This is a genomic window from Agrobacterium sp. 5Ca50 (genome assembly GCF_055381905.1).
In genome coordinates this window covers 839,247-857,333 of the sequence record NZ_AP026440.1, presented here as the reverse complement: position 1 = coordinate 857,333, position 18,087 = coordinate 839,247, and the positions used below count along the sequence as shown (strand labels likewise).

Genomic DNA, 18,087 nt, shown 5'->3' with positions numbered 1-18,087 from the left:
TCATCAACTCCGCAGTCTGCGACGATTAAGATGGACGATCAGGCCGAGCGTGCCAGCAATCACCAGGAAGGAGAAGACCGTGGTGACCGTACCGAGTGCATAAAGCACCGGCGTCGTCACATTGGTCGTCATCCCGTAGATTTCCAGCGGCAGCGTGTTGAACGATCCGGCCGTCATCAGTGTGCGGGCAAATTCGTCATAGGACAGCGTGAAGCCGAACAGGCCAACGCCGATCAGGCTCGGCGCGATCATCGGCAAAACGACATTCGAGAATGTCTGCCAGGAGGATGCGCCGAGATCCCGTGCCGCTTCCTCGTAGGCAGGCGAAAAGCGGTTGAACACGGCAAACATGATAAGCACACCAAAGGGCAATGTCCAGGTCAGGTGCGCGCCGAAGGCTGAGGAATACCATGCCGGCTGCAGACCGAGCTGGCTGAACAGCACGCCGATGCCGAGCGAAACGATAATCGAGGGGACAACGAGGCTTGCAACCGCGAGATAAAAAAGCGCCGTCGCGCCAATGAATTTTCGGCGAAAGGCCAGTCCCGCCAGCAGCGACACAACCACCGTTACCAGCATGACCATGATGCCAAGCATTGCCGAGCGACGGAACGAGCCGCCGAAATCACCCACCGCCTGGGTTTCGAACAGGTTGGCGAACCAGCGCAGCGACACGCCGTTAAGTGGGAAGGTCAGGCCGCCATTTGGCCCCTGGAAGGACAGGATCAGGATCGCCGATAGCGGACCATAGAGGAACAGCACGAAGACGGCAAAGAAGATGGCGAGAAAGTAGAATTCCCGGGAGCGTTTTTCACGGTACATCTTAAAGCTCCTTCCGGATATCGACGATCCGCAATATGCCAGCGACCATCATCAACACGAGAACCAGCAGCACCACCGCATTGGCGGCAGCGGCGGGATATTGCAGTAGCGACATCTGGTTCTTCATCATCAGCGCGACGGAGGCGCTTTGTCCGCCAGACATCACCTGCACGGTGGAAAAATCGGCCATGACCAACGTTACGACAAAAATCGTGCCGATCGCCATGCCGGGTTTGGCCAGCGGAATGATGACGTTCGACAGGACCTGCCAGGAAGAAGCGCCTGCATCACGCGCTGCCTCTACCAGCGATTTGTCAATGCGCATCAATGTGTTGAAGATCGGCGTCACCATGAAGAGCGTATAGAGATGCACCATGGCCAAGACGACAGCGAAATCGGAATAGAGCAGCCATTCTACCGGTTCGGAAATCACTCCGGACCCAACCAGCGCAGAATTGATCAGGCCGTTTCGTCCAAGAACCGGGATCCATGAAATCATCCGGATGATATTCGATGTCAGAAACGGCACGGTACAGATCAGGAAAAGTACCATTTGCATTGATGTGGTGCGGATATGGAAGGCAAGGAAGTAGGCGACCCAAAAGCCGATGAAAAGCGTGATTAGCCAGACCAGAGCAGCATATTTAAGTGTGTTGAGATAGGTCTTCCAAGTAACCCATGACCCAAGCGTTTCGGCATAGTTCATCGTCAGGAAGTCGGGATACATCTGGGCGAAATCATAATCCCAGAAACTGACAACTGCGATCATGATGATCGGTAACAGCAGAAAGAACCCAAGAATGAGCGTCAGTGGCACCGCCTGTAGATAGGAGATGACGGCAAGCGGCAGCTGAAAGCCTTTTGGGCGAGACTGCCCGGCATTTTCCGTATCCGTCGATATGATCGTCGCCATTGCTTGGCTTCTCCCTATGGGCCTCTGAACCTTCTCGCAATGAAAAGGCATCGCTTCCGACTACACCCTCTGGCCGAACTGCCATCTTCTCCAAGACTGGGAAGAATACTTGGCCCGCTCACCCGCCATGATCGCGCCTGGCGGTGCGGCTGGGTTAAGCCCTCCCCCTTGCGGGGGGAGGGTGATCTGTTTGTCTGTCAGGCTGCGATAAACTCGTTCCAGCGGCGGACCATGTAACGGTCTTCGTCCATCACCGAGTTCCAGCAGGCGACATGGCCCATGCGTTCCTCGAAGGAGCCGCCGTCGCGCACTGCGCCAGCCTTTTCCATGACCTTGCCATCCGGCGCAACGATATCGCCGGTCGCGGCCTTGCCTTCGATCCAGTAGCCCCATTCATCGGCCGACATGTGTTCCTTGGCGGTTTCCATGCAGGCGGAGTAGTAACCCTGACGGTTGAGATAGGCGCCAACCCAGCCGGAGGTGTACCAGTTGATATATTCGTAAGCCGCGTCGAGCTGTGCACCGGTCAGATGTGCTGCGAGACCCAGACCGCCACCCCACGAACGATAGCCTTCCTTCAGCGGCTGGTATTTGCAATCGATACCCTTCGAGCGAACGGCGGCAACAGCTGGCGACCACATAGACTGGATGATCACTTCGCCAGACGCCATCAGGTTGACCGACTCGTCAAACGACTTCCAGAAGGCGCGGAACTGGCCGTCCTGCTTGGCCTTGATCAGGAAGTCGATCGTCTTGTCGATCTCTTCCTTCGTCATGTTGCCCTTGTCGGCATATTTGATGTTGCCGAGCGCTTCCATGATCATCGCTGCATCCATGATGCCAATCGACGGGATGTTGAGGATCGAAGTCTTGCCCTTGAACTTCGGATCCATGATGTCGGCCCAGGTGGTGATCTCGCGGCCAACCAGATCAGGACGAATGCCGAGCGTATCGGCATTGTAGATCGTTGGCATCATGGTGAAATACTGGGTTTCTTCCTTGGCAAAGGTTTTGTCGCCCGGCTTTTCAACGAAACCGACCGTGTGCGGCGCGGTGCCCTGTGCAATCACGCTGTCGGGTGTCAACTTGCCGTTTTTGAACAGCGGAACGACCTTGTCGTAATATTTCAGCTTCTTTGTATCCATTGGCTGAATCACGCCGGCTGCATAGACCTTTTTCAGGATCCAGTATTCGATATCGGCGATGTCATAGGACTTCGGCTGGGTGACTGCACGCTGGGCGGCGGCATCAGAATCCGTCGCCGTCATCTCGAGCGTGATGCCAAGATCAGCCTTGCACTTCTCGGCAATCGCATTGAGGTTCGACACGCCGGTGCCAAACTGGCGAAGCGTAATCGGGTTCTGTGCCCAGATGGTCGGGAAACCGGTAATCACGCCTGAACCGGCCGCAAGGCCGGCCGCAGCCGATGCCGTTTTCAAAAGCGAACGGCGGGAAATACCCTTGGCCGTCTTGTCGATCCCCGTTTTTTTTGTATCGGTCATGCCAGTTCTCCTCTTGAGGTTTATTGTTGTATTGTCAGTGCTTCAGCCGCCCCAGCACGAGCGCGTCCTCACGCTCCCACGAAAGCGGAATGGCGTCGCCAACCTTCACCGGATTGGCGAAATAGTCCTTGTCACTGAGGATCGCGGTAAAATCCTCCACACCGGAGCCATTGACGGTGAGTTTCACCGATGAGCCGCGATATTCGACGTTTGAGACGGAACCGGTGAAGCCGAGGCCCTTTTCGGTCGCAGGTGCAACACGCACGTGGTCGGTCCGAACCGCGATGTCGGCCGTGTCGTTCAGACCGGCAGCTTCGGCGCCGATCGCCAGAAAATCGCCGCCAGCCGGGACCGAAATCATCAGCTCATCGCCGGCGCTCTTTATCACGCGACCGGAAATCACATTGTGATCGCCCATGAACTTGGCGACGAAGGCAGTTGCCGGGCGCTCAAACACGGTGCGCGGATGAGCGGCCTGCTCGATGCGACCATCATTCATGATGACGATGATATCGGCAAGCGCCATTGCCTCTTCCTGGCTGTGCGTCACATGCACGAAGGTGATGCCAAGCGAGGTCTGGAGCTTTTTAAGCTCCGCCCGCATGCGGATTTTCAGGAATGGGTCGAGAGCTGAAAGCGGTTCATCAAGCAGAAGGGCTTCCGGATCAGTGATTAGAGCGCGGGCAAGCGCCACACGTTGTTGCTGACCGCCGGAAAGCTGGGCCGGGCGGCGTGGCGCATAGGCTTCGAGCTGCATCAGCTTCAGCATGTCGAGCGCCTTGGCACGCCGCACGTCTTTCTCCACCCCCTTCATCTTCAAGGAAAAGGCGACGTTGTCGACGAGGTCCAGATGTGGAAACAGCGCGTAGGACTGGAACATCATCGCCGTGCCGCGCTTGGCTGGCGGCAGGTCGGTGACAACAGCATTGCCAAGACGGATATCGCCCGTCGAGATGCTCTCGTGCCCGGCGATCATTCTGAGCGTCGAGGTCTTGCCGCACCCGGAGGGTCCAAGCAGGCAACAATAGGTGCCAGCGGGGATCTTAAGGCTGATCTCATGGACTGCCGTGGTGGCACCATAGATCTTGGAAACGGATACGATGTCTATTTCAGCGGCTTTGCTCATAGGCACTCTCCTGCGATTGTTTTTGGTGATGCAGGAGCCGTGCCAGTTCAATTAACCATTGAAGATCAACGATATCCTGGCGCGAGACAGTTTTTGTCATTTTGGGCTGCGCAAATTTGCATCTATTGTTTTCGATCCTATGGTCAAATTGTATGCAATCTGAGTTGCGGATTGCAAAATATCCCACTGGCAGATGGCCCCGCAACGCGCTACAACAGGTCATACTGGACGAAACCAATGACCTTGCTTGAACATACCTCCGTCTCTGCTGACCCAATGGTCGAGGACCGCTCGATGGCGATCCGCGAGTCGCTGCGCAATGCCATCATTGATCGGCGGCTCGCGCCGGGAACAAAACTGTCCGAGGCGGAAGTTGGCGCGCTTTTTGATGTCAGCCGCACGGTGGCACGCGCTGCACTTCAAATGCTGACCTTCGAAGGCCTTGTGAAGACCGAGCGTAACCGTGGCGCCTTCGTTTCCAATCCGACGCCAGAGGAGGCACGACAGATCTTTGCATCCCGCCGGCTGATCGAGCCAGGCATTGTTATAGCCGCCGCCGAAAGGATTACGCCGCAGGACATCGCTCGTTTTCGCGAACAGCTGATTGAAGAAGAGCGCTATATGAACGAGCGCGGCCCGGCGGCAAGGCGGGCAGAAATCAAGGCATCCGGTGATTTCCACCTCATGCTGGCCTCGGTTGCCGGAAACGGCATTTTACAGCGCTTCATGGACGAACTAGTGGCGCGGTCTTCACTGGTCATCGCGCTTTACGGCCGTTCAGGTGTGTCGAGCTGCGGCCATAGCGAACATTTCGCCATTCTGGACCTGATCGAACGCGGTGACGCCAAACGTGCCGCTGACCTGATGCTGCACCATATCGATCACATCGAGGCCGATCTCGACTTGCAGCCCAAGCAGGGCGTGGCGCTCAAAGATGCGCTGTCAATCGGCTAAAGGATGAGTTCATCGTGAAAGTGACGCCGACCGGAAAGGCCGGCGTCTTTTTTCTTACTTCTTGATCGCTTCCAGATCGACATCCAGCAACAGGTCTGGTCCCAGACCAAAGTCTGCCAGCTTGGTGATGCCAAAATCAGCGCCGGTGATCGCAGCCGTTGCAGAAAAACCGGTCTTGATGGTCTTTGCATCCCAAGGAAGCGGCGATTCAGAATTCCATGTCACATCAAGTGTAACCGGCTTCGTCGTGCCTGCGAGGCTCAGATCGCCGGTAACCTTTGCAGTCTTGTTGCCGGTCTTTTCAATCGCGGTGCTTTTGAAGGTAATCTCAGGGAACTCTTCAACGTTCAGGAAGTCCGGGCTCTTGAGGTGCGTGTCACGCTGTTCGTGGTTGGTGTCGATGCTGGCAGCTTCTATCTTCAGCTCGATCGAGCTTTTCGTGACATCGTCCTTGTCGAATGAAATTTCACCGGACACGGTGCGGAACAAACGTTAAATCGGGCTGCGTTATCGAGGCATAGACATAGCCAGTCTCAAAATCTTCCACATGCGTGACTGTGGTGCCGTCAGCTTCCTTCCAGGTTATCCAAAACACATGAGGCCGGATGAACGTTGCGCTATAGGTTTCCATATGGGCAACAGCATCGAAATCCTCAGCCGATGCATCCGCCCAACGCAGAGTTTTGCCATCGGGCGCAAAATCGACATGGAACACGACGGCGCCCTAGTCGGCACGGTAACGATGACCGACACCGGGGAAAGTTTCATTCGCCATTTTCTCTGCCTCGATCTGTTGTCGATCTGTCCCCGTTTTCAACCCCACTTCATCTCGCCCTTGGCAACCTTGGCACCCAGTTCCAGCGAGCTGGCATCCTTGAGGTCCGGATAACGTTTGAGCATAGCGGCAATCACCTCTGCGCTATCCTTGCCCTTGGACACTTCTTCCTCGAAAGCCATGAGGTAATCGCGTGTGAACTTAATGGCCTCGACGCCTTGCGGTGCACCCTCGGACTGGTGACCGGGAATAACGATCTTCGGGTTACGGGCAATCAGATCATCAAGCGCCTTGATCCATGCCGCACGCTTTTCAGCAGTACCTTCATCAGCCACCCAGACGTGAATACCGGAAGACACAAGAACGCCGCCAAAAACAGCTTCAAGTGATGGTACCCACAGGTAGCGACGATCATGCATTGTGGGAATTTCGACGATTTCTATTCTGTTGCCGTCGAGCTCCAGTGCTTCGAGGTCGGACACGGAGGGAATGACGACATCCGCCAGCTTTTGCGGGCCATTTTCCTTGAGTTGTGGACCCCAAACCTCCAGCTTGCCCTGGACATTGCTATTGATAGCGTCAACGGTGGCTTTCCGGGCAATGACCTTCGCATCAGGAAAAATGTCAACGACCGGCCGCAGGCTGAAATAGTAATCAGGATCGTTGCAGCTCACATAAATTGTCGACAGGTTTTTTCCTGTTGCCTTGATGGCGGCTGCCAGAGCACTACCGTCTGACAAGGTAAAACCGCCATCGATCAGGATGGCATCTTTTTCCCCGGTCAAAAGAACGGGTGTGCGGCGAAAACCGGTCTCATCCGCCTGGAAAAACGTCCATTTCAAAGTTGTGGCAAATGCCAGTGATGCAGAGACTGGCAGTGCCGCAAGGCTGGCGGCGGCGGCTGTGAGCTTGAGCGTGTTGCGTCGTGTAAACATGGATATGTCCTCTGAGTGAAATTGTTAGGCGGCTTCGACATGAGCCTTGAGGTTCTGGAAATTGCTAAAAAGGGCGCTCGAATCCACCAGGCGACGGCTTTCACCTTTTTCGATGATCAGTGCAGGAACGCCGTTGGCGTTGAACTGGTGGAACAACTGCTTGCCGATTTTCACGAGATCAGCGACGGCTAATCGAAGTCCGTCATCTGGCTGACGAACACGGGCGGCAGCCTCAGATAATCCTGCCTCTTCCAACAGGTTTGCGACGACGGTCTGATCAATTGTGTCCAATCCCCTGACATACCGGCCGTGCTGCAAGGTCTGCAGAGCCGAAAAGCGTGTCTGCGGCGTATGCAAGCCCGCCGCCACGATACCTCTTGTGGTAGCAGTTGAATCAAACATCGAGCCTTGCTTCCGGACGACTTTTTCAAGGTAATCCCTGGAAAACTCCTGGCCGGTAAGCCGCTGGATACGTTGGTCATTCGCCCATGCGTATGCTGAGAACGCTTCATCCAGCGGGCGGGCTCCCGAACCTGAAAACAACCCTGTCGGGATTGCTTCGATAGACGTCCCTTCCGCCATCAACCTCGTCAGCATTGGCGATGCGCCATAACACCAGCCACAGAGGGGATCGAATAAATAAATGATGCGGTCTGGCTGCATGTCTTTGATCCCGTTTCGATGGTCACCATCATTCATTGACTTTGACAGGGAATAAAGATCGGTTATTCGTACAGACTGTATGATTGAATGAGACAATGATGAGTGATCTTCTCAACCTCAACCGTCTGATATTTTTTACAACCGTGGTGGAAAGCGGCTCGTTTACTGCGGCGGGCGAACGTCTGGGCGTGGCGAAAGCTGTTGTCAGCCATCACGTGGCAAGGCTTGAGGAGGAGCTTGGCGTTACGCTTCTGTCGCGAACAACGCGACGGCTGGCCACCACAGAGGAGGGGCGGATCTTCTACGACCGCTGTGCCGTCATTCTGAGAGAGGCCGAGGCCGCTTATGGGGAAATGTCCCACCATACAAGCGAACCCTCTGGCACCCTGACATTGACCGCACCGCTCGACTACGGCGCGGTGATTGTCGCCCCTGTCATAACAGCCTATCTCGCTCGTTATCCAACTATGAAAGTCGACCTGGTCTTCGACGATACGGTTATCGATCCCGCGACCCAGCAGCTTGATCTTGCCATTCGCGCTGGCTGGCTGACCGATACAAGCCATCAGTCACGACGGCTTGGGGCGTTTGAACAATATCTTGTCGCCACACCATCCGTGGCAGAGCGGTTTTCCTCACTCCAGACACCAGCCGACGCGGCCAATCTGCCGTGGATCGAAAATTCAGTACTGCGTCACCCGCTTCGCTGGATGTTTTCCCGTGACGGCTTTCCCCCCGAAATGGTCGAGGTATCGTCTGCCATCCGTACGGATAAAACACCGGCCGCTTATGCCTGTGTGCTGGCCGGAGCAGGGGTTTCGGTTTTTCCTGATTATATGCTCGGCAAAGATTTAGCGCAGGGCAGACTGGTGCGGCTGCTGCCCGATTGGAGTCTGCCAGCTGGCGGCCTGCATGCCGTTTTTCCGGTCGCCCGCTTTCGACCGGCAAAGGTGCGACGTTTTGTGGAGATGATGCTGTCGGCCGAACGCAAACGTGGGCTTGAGGCCTAATGCGCATCCCTACTCACTGTGGCAACCTGAAGTGATCATCGATGTGGCGGCGATGGCGGGTTTCCTTGTGCCAGCCGATTGCCTTGCGATAACTGCCAAACAATTGTTTGCCATGAACATCCTCGACCGTGAGGCCATGGACCATTTCTGCATCGGGCTCGACATAGAGAGCATCAACAGGACAATAGAGTTCGCACATGAAGCATGTCTGGCAGGAATCCTGCCTGAGAATTTGGGGAGGCCCCTCCGGCATCGCCTCAAAAACATTTGTCGGGCAGACCTGAACACAGAGATTGCAATCGGTGCAGGTTTGCGGATCAAGAACTTCAATCATTACTCGGCCACCTCCGGCAACAGGTCTGAACCTACCGGTTCGGAACGAATGAGAATGTCATCCAGCCCGCTGAGAACAAGGCGATGATGTTGGGCCGGATCCTGCTTGGGAAAATCATCGCGACGATGCATGCCACGCGTTTCCGTCCTTGAAATTGCGGCCTTGTACATGTAGCGCGCCGTTGCGGTCATCGCCTGCGCCTGGCGCAGCCGTAAGGTTCCGTTTTCATCCACCGGCACGGCGGTTTTGATGTCATCCCACAGACTATCCAGCCGTTTCAAGGCCGCTGACAGCACGTCGTGGGTGCGGAAATAGTTGATATCGAGCGGGAAGACCTCATTCTGCACCGCGGCCAAAATGGCGGTGGGATCCGCATAATGTGACGGATTTCTCGCAAGGTTCTCAGCTTGTGGATCTGATATAGAATGGGGTTTGGCGTTGGCTTTTGCGAAACCGGCGGCCGCGCCACCGGCAAAGGATCCTGACGCAATCGCCCAGGCAGCGTTATGGCTGCCGCCACCGGTAAACCCGCCACAGATCGGTTCGCGCGTGGCATTGTCACCGGCCGCATAAAGGCCGGGAACCGTGGTGGCACAATCAAGCCCGGTCAACCGGAGGCCACCTGTTCCACGAACTGTGCCTTCAAGGCGAAGCTTGACCTCGAACATCTGGGTAAACGGATCAATGCCACGTCGGTCAAAGGGGACAAAGAAGTTCGGTTGCGCCTGCCGCAATATCGTTCTGACCTCATCGGTTTCAGCCAGATCAAGTCGGGCGAATACAGGCTCCGACAGCAACGTGCGGGCAATGATCGAGCGGCCGCGTGCGGAGCCAGCCCCTTCAATCAGGCTCTCATCCCTACGGTAAAACTGCGCAAAACGATAAAGCGCTGTCTTGGTAATGGAGGCAAAGGCCGGCGATATAGCATAGGCCGATGAGAATTCCATGCCCGACAATTCGGCACCAACCTCTGCCCCCATCAGATAACCGTCACCGGTCAACACGTCACATCCAAGTGCCTTGCTCATGAAAGCACAGCCTCCGGCAGCCAGCACAACAGCACCGGCCGTCACCTGCCATTCGCCACCACCCTGTTGCACAATACCGGTTGCGCCCGCCACCCTGTCGCCATCAACAAGCAAATGTGTCGCTGGATGATGATCCAGGATGGTGACGCCGGCGTTTTTGACCTTTCGCCGCAACAACCGCATATATTCCGGTCCCTGCACCGAGATACGCTGTTGTTCTCCACTTTCATCACGCGGGAAGGGGTAACCCCAGTCGGCCAGCCGATTGACGCTTTCAAACGTCTTGTCGAGTACCGGTCGCATCCAGTTACGGTCTGAAAGATAGCCGCCCATCGCTTCACGGCTGGCCATGGCGGCCTCGCGCTCTTGCGGGTCCGGTTTCACGTACCAGATCTGCGTGCCAGCGGATGCCGTTGCACCAGAGCTGCCGCAATATCCCTTCTCGACAAGCACCACGTTGGCGTTTGCCGCCACGGCCTCCAGCGCCGCCCAGCAACCGGCCGGACCACCGCCGATAACCAGAACATCACAGTCAAAATCTGATTGCCGGTTCTTTGAGGGGGAAGTGTTTGTCAGGGATAGTTTCATATCATCCGTCCTAAATGAAACCATTGCATTGCAGAACAAACCAGTTTCAACATAGATTTTATGTTGTTTATCGGAGTGCTTTTATGACCCTTGCCAGCCTTGCCATGTATGTCAGCCCGCCACAGGTGGCGCAGGCGACCCACCAGTTCTGGCTGGCGCTCGGTGCGCGGTTGCGCGACTACGGGCTCAATGCGCCTGATGTGCTTGATGACACGGTGCGATATGACGAAGCCTGGCTTCGTCCGGATCTCATTTTTGGGCAAACCTGCGGATACCCCTATGTGCAACATCTCAGGGACAAGGTTCAGCTGGTTGCCACGCCCAATTACGATCTGCCGGGATGTGATGGGCCGATTAAATGCAGCTTTGTCCTCGTCAATGCGCAGTCTTCGGCGCAGTCCATCGAGGATTTGCGCGGTGCCCGTGCGGCGATCAATGAGCCCGGAAGCAATTCGGGCTATAATCTCTTCCGTGCCTTCATCGCACCCCATGCCGAAAACGGGCGTTTCTTTTCCTCCGTTATCGAAACCGGTGGCCACCGTGCCAGCATCGACGCGGTTGCAAGCGGCAAAGCGGATATCGCCTCCATCGATTGTGTGACCTTTGGCAATACCCTGCGCTTTGACGCCGAACGCCTTGCAGGTGTTCGTGTCCTCGCCGAAACACCGCGGGGTCCCGGCCTGCCATTCATCACTTCGATTGAGACCTCGGCCAAAGATCTGGTGATCCTGCGTCGGGCGCTTGCAGAAACGATTGCTGATCCAGCGCTCGGCGAGGTCTGTGACGTGCTGTCGCTGCGCGGCATCACGCTTCTCGGGGACGCTGATTATCAAATCTTGGCCAAATTGGATCGAGATGCTGAAGCTCAAGGTTACCCCGCAATCGCTTGACGTGGGATCGGCGCCGCAGAAGCCAACGGGAAATGACAGGCCACGCTACGAGCTCCCTTGCCCGCGAGCAATGGCGGCGCATCGGCGGCGCATTTCGGCTGAGCCACGGGACAGCGTTTGTGAAAGCGACAGCCGCTTGGCGGGTTGCTGGGGTTTGGCAATTCACCTGTTAGAACAATCCGTTCACGCTGCCGACTGGGGTCAAGCGTCAGATTGGCGGAAAGCAGTGCCTGCGTATAAGGATGAGCTGGCTCTCTAAACAGGCTGGCGGTTGGCCCGCTTTCGACAATCTGTCCAAGATACATCACCGCCACTCGATCCGTGACGCGCCCCACCACGTTCAGATTGTGTGAGATCAGCAGGTAACTAAGGCCAAGTCGATCTCGCAGGCCACGCAGCAGATTAAGCAGTTCACCCTGAACAGAGATATCAAGGCCAGCGGTTGGCTCATCCGCGACGATGACGGAAGGGTTGGCCGCCAGTGCACGCACAAGTGCCACACGCCGCGCCTGTCCACCGCTCAATTGATGCGGATAACGCGTCAGCAATTGCTGGCCAAGGCCAAGGCTTTCCGCAAGAGCGACAATCTCTGCAAAACGTTCGGCGGTGTAAACATTCATGATTTTCAACGGTTCGGCGAGAAGCGTTTTGACGGTGAGCCGTGGCGAAAGCGAAGCCGCAGGGTCCTGAAACAGCAACTGGATTCGGCTTTGCGCATCGCCAGCCTTACGACGGGTGCCTGCACGAACGGTTTCACCATCTACCGAAAGCGTGCCAGAGGCGAGCGGCTGAAGACCGACAATAGACCGCGCAATGGAAGATTTACCGCAGCCGCTTTCGCCTACGAGACCAAGCGTTTCACCACGCCGCAACTCCAGCGAAACACCATCTACAGCCGTAAGTCTGTGATAACGGACAACTGCGTCTTTCAGAACAAGTGCAGGCTCCTCCATTACGCGGCCTCCCGCCAACAGGCATAATGGTGCCCATGGTCCATCTCACGTCGCGGTGGCTTCTGGTGACATTGCACCTGCCGCCACGGACAGCGGGCGGCAAAAATGCAGCCGTCAGGCCGGTTCGTCAGGTCGGGAACATTGCCCGGTATGGTCGACAGATCCTGTGTGGCATCAAACGGCGCATAGGGATCGATTTCGCAGGCAAGAAGCGCTCGCGTGTAAGGGTGGCGGGGATTGTGCAACACCTCGCGCACCGGGCCGGTCTCAACCACGGTCCCCGCATACATCACCACCACGCTGTCACACAATTCGGCGATCAGGCCCATGCTGTGGCTGACGATCAGCATGGAAACCTTTGTTCGCTGCCGCATTTCATGCAGCACCTCAACGACCTGTGCCTCAATCGTTGCATCGAGCGCTGTTGTCGGTTCATCGGCAATCAACAGTTTCGGCTCAACCAGCAAGGCCATCGCAATGACAACGCGCTGGCGCATGCCGCCGGAGAACTCATGCGGATAGCGGTGCATACGGCCGGCCGCATCCTGGACGCCGACATCGGCCAGCACCGCTTCGGCACGCTGCCAGAGTTGTCGTTTGCTCGATTTGGGAAAACGTCGCCGCTGTATGTCGACCAGTTGTTCGCCGATCGTGAACATCGGGTTCAACGCCGTCATCGGATCCTGAAAGATCATGGCGATATCAGTGCCGCGAAGGGAGGCTGTTCCCTTGGGATCAAGCCGCATCGCTTTATCATCAAACGTCGCGTGGCTTGTCACGACAGTTGCGTTGTCGGCGAGAAGCCCAAGTAGCGCAAAGGCAATAGTCGACTTGCCGCTGCCACTTTCTCCAACAAGGCCGACGGATTTGCCCCGGTTGATGGTGAGGTTGACGCCATCGAGAATATGGGCGCTGCTTCCAGTTCCGCGATAGGCGACGTGCAGGTTTTCAATGGAAAGGAGTGCCTCGGTCATAGGGTTTTCCTGAGCTTCGGATCCAGCGTATCGCGCAGCGCTTCACCCAAAAGCGCAAAACCAAGCGTGGCGAGGATCAGCGAAATGCCTGAGAAGGTGGCAAGCCAGGGAGACTGGTCGAGATAGACGTAACCGTCATTGAGCAGATTTCCCCAGCTGGCGAGAGGAGGGCGCACGCCAAGTCCAAGAAAACTGAGACCAGCCTCGATGGTGATGACAACGGGAATATCCATGCAGGCCAACACGAAGATGGGGCCGATAATATTGGGAATGACATGATGCAGGATAATGCGCCAAGTCTGGGCACCAAGTACCTTCTCAGCTTCGATGAAAGGGCTGTTGCGCAGCGTGATCGTCTGGCTGCGCGCCACCCGTCCGAAATGTGGAATGAACACGATGCTGACCAGCAACACGACGTTGCCAAGTCCGGGGCCAAACACCGCAACGAGCGCAAGAGCAAGAATGATGCTGGGGAATGACGTCACCACGTCGAAAATGCCGACAATCAATAAGTCCACCGGACGCGGTGACAGCGCCGCGACAATTCCAAGCACCACACCGGCGGTAAGGGAAATGGCAATCACCGAAAGCGAAATGCCAAGGGCAATGCGGGCCCCATATATCAGGCGGCTCAAAATATCGCGACCTAGGTGATCGGTGTCCAGTATATGCTGGAAAGACGGATCCATCAGACGATTGGCAGGTGCGATGGCGTTCGGCGCATAGGGTGCAATCAGCGGGGCCGCAATGGCCAAAAGACAGAGCAATGTCACGGCCACCAGGGCAAAGGTGCCGCCGGGGCGGCGGGAGAGATCAGCAAACATTGTCATCTCACAGCTCACTTTTGCGGGCCAGCCGCGAACGTTCGCGTGGGTCGGTGAGTGTTTGAGATAGCTCCGCAACAAGATTTGTCAGCACATAGAGCAGAACGATCACGAACACGCCGCCTTGCACAACAGGATAATTGCGGGTGCGGATGGAATCGTAGATGAGTGAGCCAAGGCCGGGCCTGTTGAAGATGACCTCAGCAAAAACTGCCCCGCCCAACAGTTCGCCAAACCCCATGCCAAGCACGGCAATGGTTGGCAAAATGGCCGGTTTGAGCGTGTATTTGATCAGGATTTTGACGTCACTGACCCCATAGGCGCGCAATGTGCGGATATGGCTTTCGCTCAACACTTCCAGCAACGACGACCGCAGCAGGCGGGCAATGTACCCCACCCAGCCAGCAGCGAGCGCAAGTGTCGGAAGCACAAGATGCCAGAGCTGATCCAGTATATCCCCACGTTCTCCCGCGCCCAGAACCGGAAACCATCCGAGTTTGACCGAGAAAATCATCAGCAGGAACACCGAAACAACGAAGCTGGGTGTCGAGATAAAACCCACACTGACAAAGGCGATCAATCGGTCGATGCGGCCACCTGGGCGATGGGCAGATATCAGCGCGAGCGGCACGCCAATGGCAATTGCCAGAAGCATCGCCGAGATGGCGAGGGCAACCGTATTGGGCAGGGCCGCCGCCACCAGTTGCAAAACTGGTCGGTCGTTGAAGACGTCTTGGCCCAGATCGCCGACGCTCAGTCGACTAAAAAATGTCAACACCTGCATTTGCAGCGGTTTGTCGAGGCCGATGCGCGCGTTCAATGCTGCAACGGTTTCAGGCGTAGCACGCGAACCGAGAATGACGGTTGCCGGATCGCCGGGTATCAGGCGTGTCAACGCAATTAACAAAACAACAGAGCCAGCGACAGCGAGAGCTGCTGTCACCAGCTTGAAAACCAGATGGCTTTGAAGAGATGCGCTGCTCATCGCAGCGCCTCCCTGTATTTGTTTTTGGTCGTCACAGTCAGACCGCCGCGTCGGTGAAAGCCGTATAGAGCCAGTTATTGCCGTTCGGCAGCACACCGGGCTTCAGCCATTTGCGTGAGGCAAAGGCATTCAGATTGTGAGTGATCCAGATAAAGGCAGCGGATTCGTCGAGCAGTTTCTGCGCCTCGATATAGATCTTCTCCCGCTCTGCCGGATCAACGGTGACGCCACCTTTCTGGTGCAGGGCGTCATAATCGGCGTTCTTGTAACGTTGCCAGTTCCACTGGCCGACCTGCTCCGAGGTAAACCACTGCGTCTGGAAACCTGGGTCGAACTTGCCATTGAACTTGACCAGCGAGAGTTCGAGATCCTTGCTGGCGTCGTTTTTGCCAAGTGCCCAATAGGCCGCCGATTCGAGCGCTTCAATCTCCACCTCAATCCCGACATCGGCGAGATTTGCCTGAATGATCTGTGCGATTGCCTCGTAACGGGCGCCAGCTTCAACCGTCAGCTTGGTCTTGAAGCCACCGGAATGGCCAGCTTCGTCCAGCAGGGCCTGCGCCTTTTCCAGATCACGTTTGTAAACCGGCGCGTCTTTCCATGCACCGAGCAAACTTGGAGCGAGAAGGGCGTTGGCACGTGGGTAGATGCCGGAATAGGCACCTTGAAGAATGGCATCGACATCCACAGCATAACGGATGGCCTGGCGTACCCTGATGTCGTCAAACGGTGCCTTTTCTACATTCGGCCCAAACCAGACGTAATCGATCGCCGGAATTTCCGTGACGCTTGCGTCAGGCAGAGCAGAAAGTGTCTTGCCATTCTCCGGGTCAATGGCGGTGAAGTCGATTTCGCCAGACTGGAAGGCAATTTCAGCCGTCTTCTGTTCGCCAATCGGCTTGCCGACAATCTGCTGGAAATGTGGTTTGATCGGTCCCTTGTAATCCGGATTGATCTCAAGCACGAACTGTTCGCGCGGCGTCCATTCCTTCAACACGTACGGGCCGCTGCCAACAATCTTGGTGGCAAAATCCTTGCCTAGAGCTTCAAATGCCTTTTTGGACACGATACGACCGGAGCCATCGGCCAGCGCAATGGTATAGAGTGCCGGTGCCGGGTTCTTGAGGATGATACGACCCTCAAGCGGACCGGTAACCTCAACATGATCCAGTGCCGACCAGTCCTTGGCATAGGTGACGGATTTGCCTTCTGCATCAGGCTTTATGAAACGTTCGAAGGAGAATTTTACGTCCTCCGCCGTCAGATCGCCATAGCCGCCGGTAAAGGCGAGGCCGGATCGCAGCTTGAAGCGGATTTCGGTGTCGCTGACCTGCTCGAGTTCGTCTGCGGCGTCCAATTCCCACTCGGTTGAACCGGGTTTGAAGGAAATCAGCCCTTGCTGCACAGACCAGATGACATTCAGGTCAATCGGGCCAGAGCGGTTGGCGGGATCAAGGTTGACGAGATCCTTTTCCACGCGGACGGTAATCTTGGTGCGGTCAGCATTGGCAAAAGCCGGGCTGATACCTCCGAAAGCGACCACAGTGGCAATGGTGGCGCCGCCCGCGAGAAACTGTCGGCGTGTTGAATTCAGTGTCATGGATGTCCCCTGTCCAAAGCGGCTTTGTGCCGTATATGCCTCTATGGCCAGGATTAGATATTATAATCTATGGTTTTGGTAGAATTGAAATTCTCCTGCGAACCATCATCGGCAAACTAGTTTTCCGTTTTTCAATTCCGTTGCGCAAAGCCATGTGGCGCGTCCGGACGTTATGCGACCTATAGTTCGGCTCTCAATTCCAACAGCATTTCCAATGCGCGGAGCCGCCATGTTGCGCCATTCCACCCTGTCTCAACTCAGCCAGTCGTCGATCGCGCGCCTTGAATGGCAGACGGTTGTTTTAGCAATCGTCATCTACGGCGGTTTCATCGGCCTCACATTGTTCTGGCAATCGCTGCCTCTGCTTCTCGTCATCGCGCTGGGCGGTTGGCTGGTGGCATGGCAGGGATCCTTGCAGCACGAAGTCATGCATGGACATCCAACACGGCTACAGGCAATCAATGATGCCATTGGTTGGCCTCCGATTTCCCTGTGGTTGCCTTATGCTATCTACAAAGAAGGCCATCTGCTCCACCACCGCGACGAGCATCTGACGGATCCGATTGAGGATCCGGAATCCTCCTATCATACGCAGGCAGCGTGGGAACGCATGGGAGCCTTTGGCAAATTGCTGTCAAATCTCAATATGACGCTTCTGGGGCGCCTCACCATTGGTCCTGCCGTGATGATCCTGAGTTTTCTGTTTCAGGAGTTTTTGCTCATTCGTGCCGGAGACCGGCGCAGAGCATTTATCTGGGGAAGGCATAGCCTGGGTGTCGCCGTGGTGCTGACATGGGTGGTCCTAGTCTGCCAAATGCCGCTTTGGATCTATCTATTCGGGTTTGTTTATTTTGGAGCAGCACTCAGCAGATTACGGTCTTTCGCTGAGCACCGTTTTGCCGATCACCACGATGAGCGCACGGCAATTGTCGAAAACAGCCCACTGTTGGGTCTGCTGTTCCTCTACAACAACCTCCACGTCCTGCATCACAAACGGCCGGGTATTCCCTGGTACCAGATTCCCCGTTTTTATCGTCGGCACAGAGAGTTTCTGGTCAATCTCAATGGTGGACTGGTCTATAATGGCTACCGGGAAGTTGCGCGTCGTTTTCTGGTAAAACCGCACGATGATCCCCGTCATCCAAACCACCGTGAGCAATAAGCCGTCAACACTTCTCTCGCGGACGGCATGGAACGATAGGCTTTGATGT

General features: G+C 56.0%; 19 protein-coding genes. 4 read left to right on the top strand and 15 right to left on the bottom strand.

The window, feature by feature from the left end:
* Positions 1-3: 3 nt before the first annotated feature.
* From ACZ5FM_RS26130 to ACZ5FM_RS26115, 4 genes are all read right to left on the bottom strand, one after another.
* A complete protein-coding gene (locus tag ACZ5FM_RS26130; protein WP_464041236.1) occupies positions 4-822 on the bottom strand; it encodes an ABC transporter permease in 819 nt (272 codons plus the stop codon).
* A 1-nt stretch (position 823) separates the two neighbouring features.
* On the bottom strand, positions 824-1,735 hold the full coding sequence (locus ACZ5FM_RS26125) for an ABC transporter permease (protein ID WP_464041234.1): 912 nt from the start codon (positions 1,733-1,735) through the stop codon (positions 824-826).
* 197 nt (positions 1,736-1,932) lie between these two features.
* Positions 1,933-3,237, bottom strand: coding sequence for an ABC transporter substrate-binding protein (locus ACZ5FM_RS26120; protein ID WP_464041233.1), 1,305 nt, complete (start codon positions 3,235-3,237; stop codon positions 1,933-1,935).
* 34 nt (positions 3,238-3,271) lie between these two features.
* Positions 3,272-4,363, bottom strand: coding sequence for an ABC transporter ATP-binding protein (locus ACZ5FM_RS26115; RefSeq protein WP_464041232.1), 1,092 nt, complete (start codon positions 4,361-4,363; stop codon positions 3,272-3,274).
* Positions 4,364-4,600: 237 nt separating this feature from the next.
* On the opposite strand from ACZ5FM_RS26115, the gene ACZ5FM_RS26110 reads away from it, so the two are divergent.
* On the top strand, positions 4,601-5,317 hold the full coding sequence (locus ACZ5FM_RS26110; protein ID WP_464041231.1) for a GntR family transcriptional regulator: 717 nt from the start codon (positions 4,601-4,603) through the stop codon (positions 5,315-5,317).
* Between the two features lie 54 nt (positions 5,318-5,371).
* Here the strand turns inward: ACZ5FM_RS26110 and ACZ5FM_RS26105 are convergent, their stop codons facing one another.
* From ACZ5FM_RS26105 to ACZ5FM_RS26090, 4 genes are all read right to left on the bottom strand, one after another.
* Positions 5,372-5,806, bottom strand: a complete 435-nt coding sequence (locus ACZ5FM_RS26105; protein WP_464041230.1) for a YceI family protein — start codon at positions 5,804-5,806, stop codon at positions 5,372-5,374.
* The gene (locus ACZ5FM_RS26100) at positions 5,784-6,032 is read right to left on the bottom strand and encodes a MoaF-related domain-containing protein (RefSeq protein ID WP_250983955.1); all 249 of its coding nucleotides are present in this window, start codon (positions 6,030-6,032) and stop codon (positions 5,784-5,786) included. Before ACZ5FM_RS26100 ends, ACZ5FM_RS26105 begins: the two co-directional genes overlap by 23 nt.
* Before the next feature lie 98 nt (positions 6,033-6,130).
* Positions 6,131-7,027: an MBL fold metallo-hydrolase gene (locus ACZ5FM_RS26095; protein WP_464041229.1), complete on the bottom strand. Its 897-nt coding sequence runs from the start codon at positions 7,025-7,027 to the stop codon at positions 6,131-6,133.
* Between the two features lie 24 nt (positions 7,028-7,051).
* Positions 7,052-7,690, bottom strand: a complete 639-nt coding sequence (locus ACZ5FM_RS26090) for a DsbA family protein (RefSeq protein WP_464041228.1) — start codon at positions 7,688-7,690, stop codon at positions 7,052-7,054.
* A gap of 98 nt (positions 7,691-7,788) precedes the next feature.
* Here ACZ5FM_RS26090 and ACZ5FM_RS26085 point away from each other — a divergent pair, with 98 nt between their 5' ends.
* Positions 7,789-8,700 carry a LysR family transcriptional regulator gene (locus tag ACZ5FM_RS26085; protein WP_464041536.1) on the top strand — a complete coding sequence of 304 codons (912 nt, stop codon included), beginning with the start codon at positions 7,789-7,791 and terminating at the stop codon, positions 8,698-8,700.
* A 13-nt stretch (positions 8,701-8,713) separates the two neighbouring features.
* Here ACZ5FM_RS26085 and ACZ5FM_RS26080 read toward each other — a convergent pair whose 3' ends face one another.
* Together ACZ5FM_RS26080 and ACZ5FM_RS26075 are read right to left on the bottom strand one after the other, a co-directional pair.
* Positions 8,714-9,034 (bottom strand): 4Fe-4S dicluster domain-containing protein, encoded by a 321-nt coding sequence (locus ACZ5FM_RS26080; RefSeq protein ID WP_192490790.1) that lies wholly within the window; start codon positions 9,032-9,034, stop codon positions 8,714-8,716.
* Positions 9,034-10,650 carry an FAD-dependent oxidoreductase gene (locus ACZ5FM_RS26075; RefSeq protein WP_464041227.1) on the bottom strand — a complete coding sequence of 539 codons (1,617 nt, stop codon included), beginning with the start codon at positions 10,648-10,650 and terminating at the stop codon, positions 9,034-9,036. The genes ACZ5FM_RS26080 and ACZ5FM_RS26075 overlap by 1 nt, the downstream gene beginning before the upstream one ends.
* An 83-nt stretch (positions 10,651-10,733) precedes the next feature.
* Here ACZ5FM_RS26075 and ACZ5FM_RS26070 point away from each other — a divergent pair, with 83 nt between their 5' ends.
* On the top strand, positions 10,734-11,540 hold the full coding sequence (locus ACZ5FM_RS26070; protein WP_464041226.1) for a phosphate/phosphite/phosphonate ABC transporter substrate-binding protein: 807 nt from the start codon (positions 10,734-10,736) through the stop codon (positions 11,538-11,540).
* Here the strand turns inward: ACZ5FM_RS26070 and ACZ5FM_RS26065 are convergent.
* Genes ACZ5FM_RS26065 through ACZ5FM_RS26045 form a run of 5 tightly spaced genes read right to left on the bottom strand, consistent with a single transcriptional unit; the run spans position 11,522 to position 16,876 of the window.
* Positions 11,522-12,493, bottom strand: coding sequence for an oligopeptide/dipeptide ABC transporter ATP-binding protein (locus ACZ5FM_RS26065; RefSeq protein ID WP_464041225.1), 972 nt, complete (start codon positions 12,491-12,493; stop codon positions 11,522-11,524). The two genes, ACZ5FM_RS26070 and ACZ5FM_RS26065, sit on opposite strands and share 19 nt — an antisense overlap.
* Complete coding sequence (locus ACZ5FM_RS26060) at positions 12,493-13,467, bottom strand: ABC transporter ATP-binding protein (RefSeq protein ID WP_464041224.1); 975 nt, start codon at positions 13,465-13,467, stop codon at positions 12,493-12,495. Before ACZ5FM_RS26060 ends, ACZ5FM_RS26065 begins: the two co-directional genes overlap by 1 nt.
* Positions 13,464-14,291 carry an ABC transporter permease gene (locus tag ACZ5FM_RS26055; RefSeq protein ID WP_464041223.1) on the bottom strand — a complete coding sequence of 276 codons (828 nt, stop codon included), beginning with the start codon at positions 14,289-14,291 and terminating at the stop codon, positions 13,464-13,466. Before ACZ5FM_RS26055 ends, ACZ5FM_RS26060 begins: the two co-directional genes overlap by 4 nt.
* 7 nt (positions 14,292-14,298) lie before the next feature.
* Positions 14,299-15,276, bottom strand: coding sequence for an ABC transporter permease (locus tag ACZ5FM_RS26050; protein ID WP_464041222.1), 978 nt, complete (start codon positions 15,274-15,276; stop codon positions 14,299-14,301).
* A gap of 37 nt (positions 15,277-15,313) precedes the next feature.
* On the bottom strand, positions 15,314-16,876 hold the full coding sequence (locus ACZ5FM_RS26045; protein WP_464041221.1) for an ABC transporter substrate-binding protein: 1,563 nt from the start codon (positions 16,874-16,876) through the stop codon (positions 15,314-15,316).
* A gap of 229 nt (positions 16,877-17,105) precedes the next feature.
* On the opposite strand from ACZ5FM_RS26045, the gene ACZ5FM_RS26040 reads away from it, so the two are divergent.
* Entirely contained in the window at positions 17,106-18,038 is a 933-nt protein-coding gene (locus ACZ5FM_RS26040) for a fatty acid desaturase (protein WP_464041220.1), read from the top strand.
* The last annotated feature ends 49 nt before the right edge of the window (positions 18,039-18,087 follow it).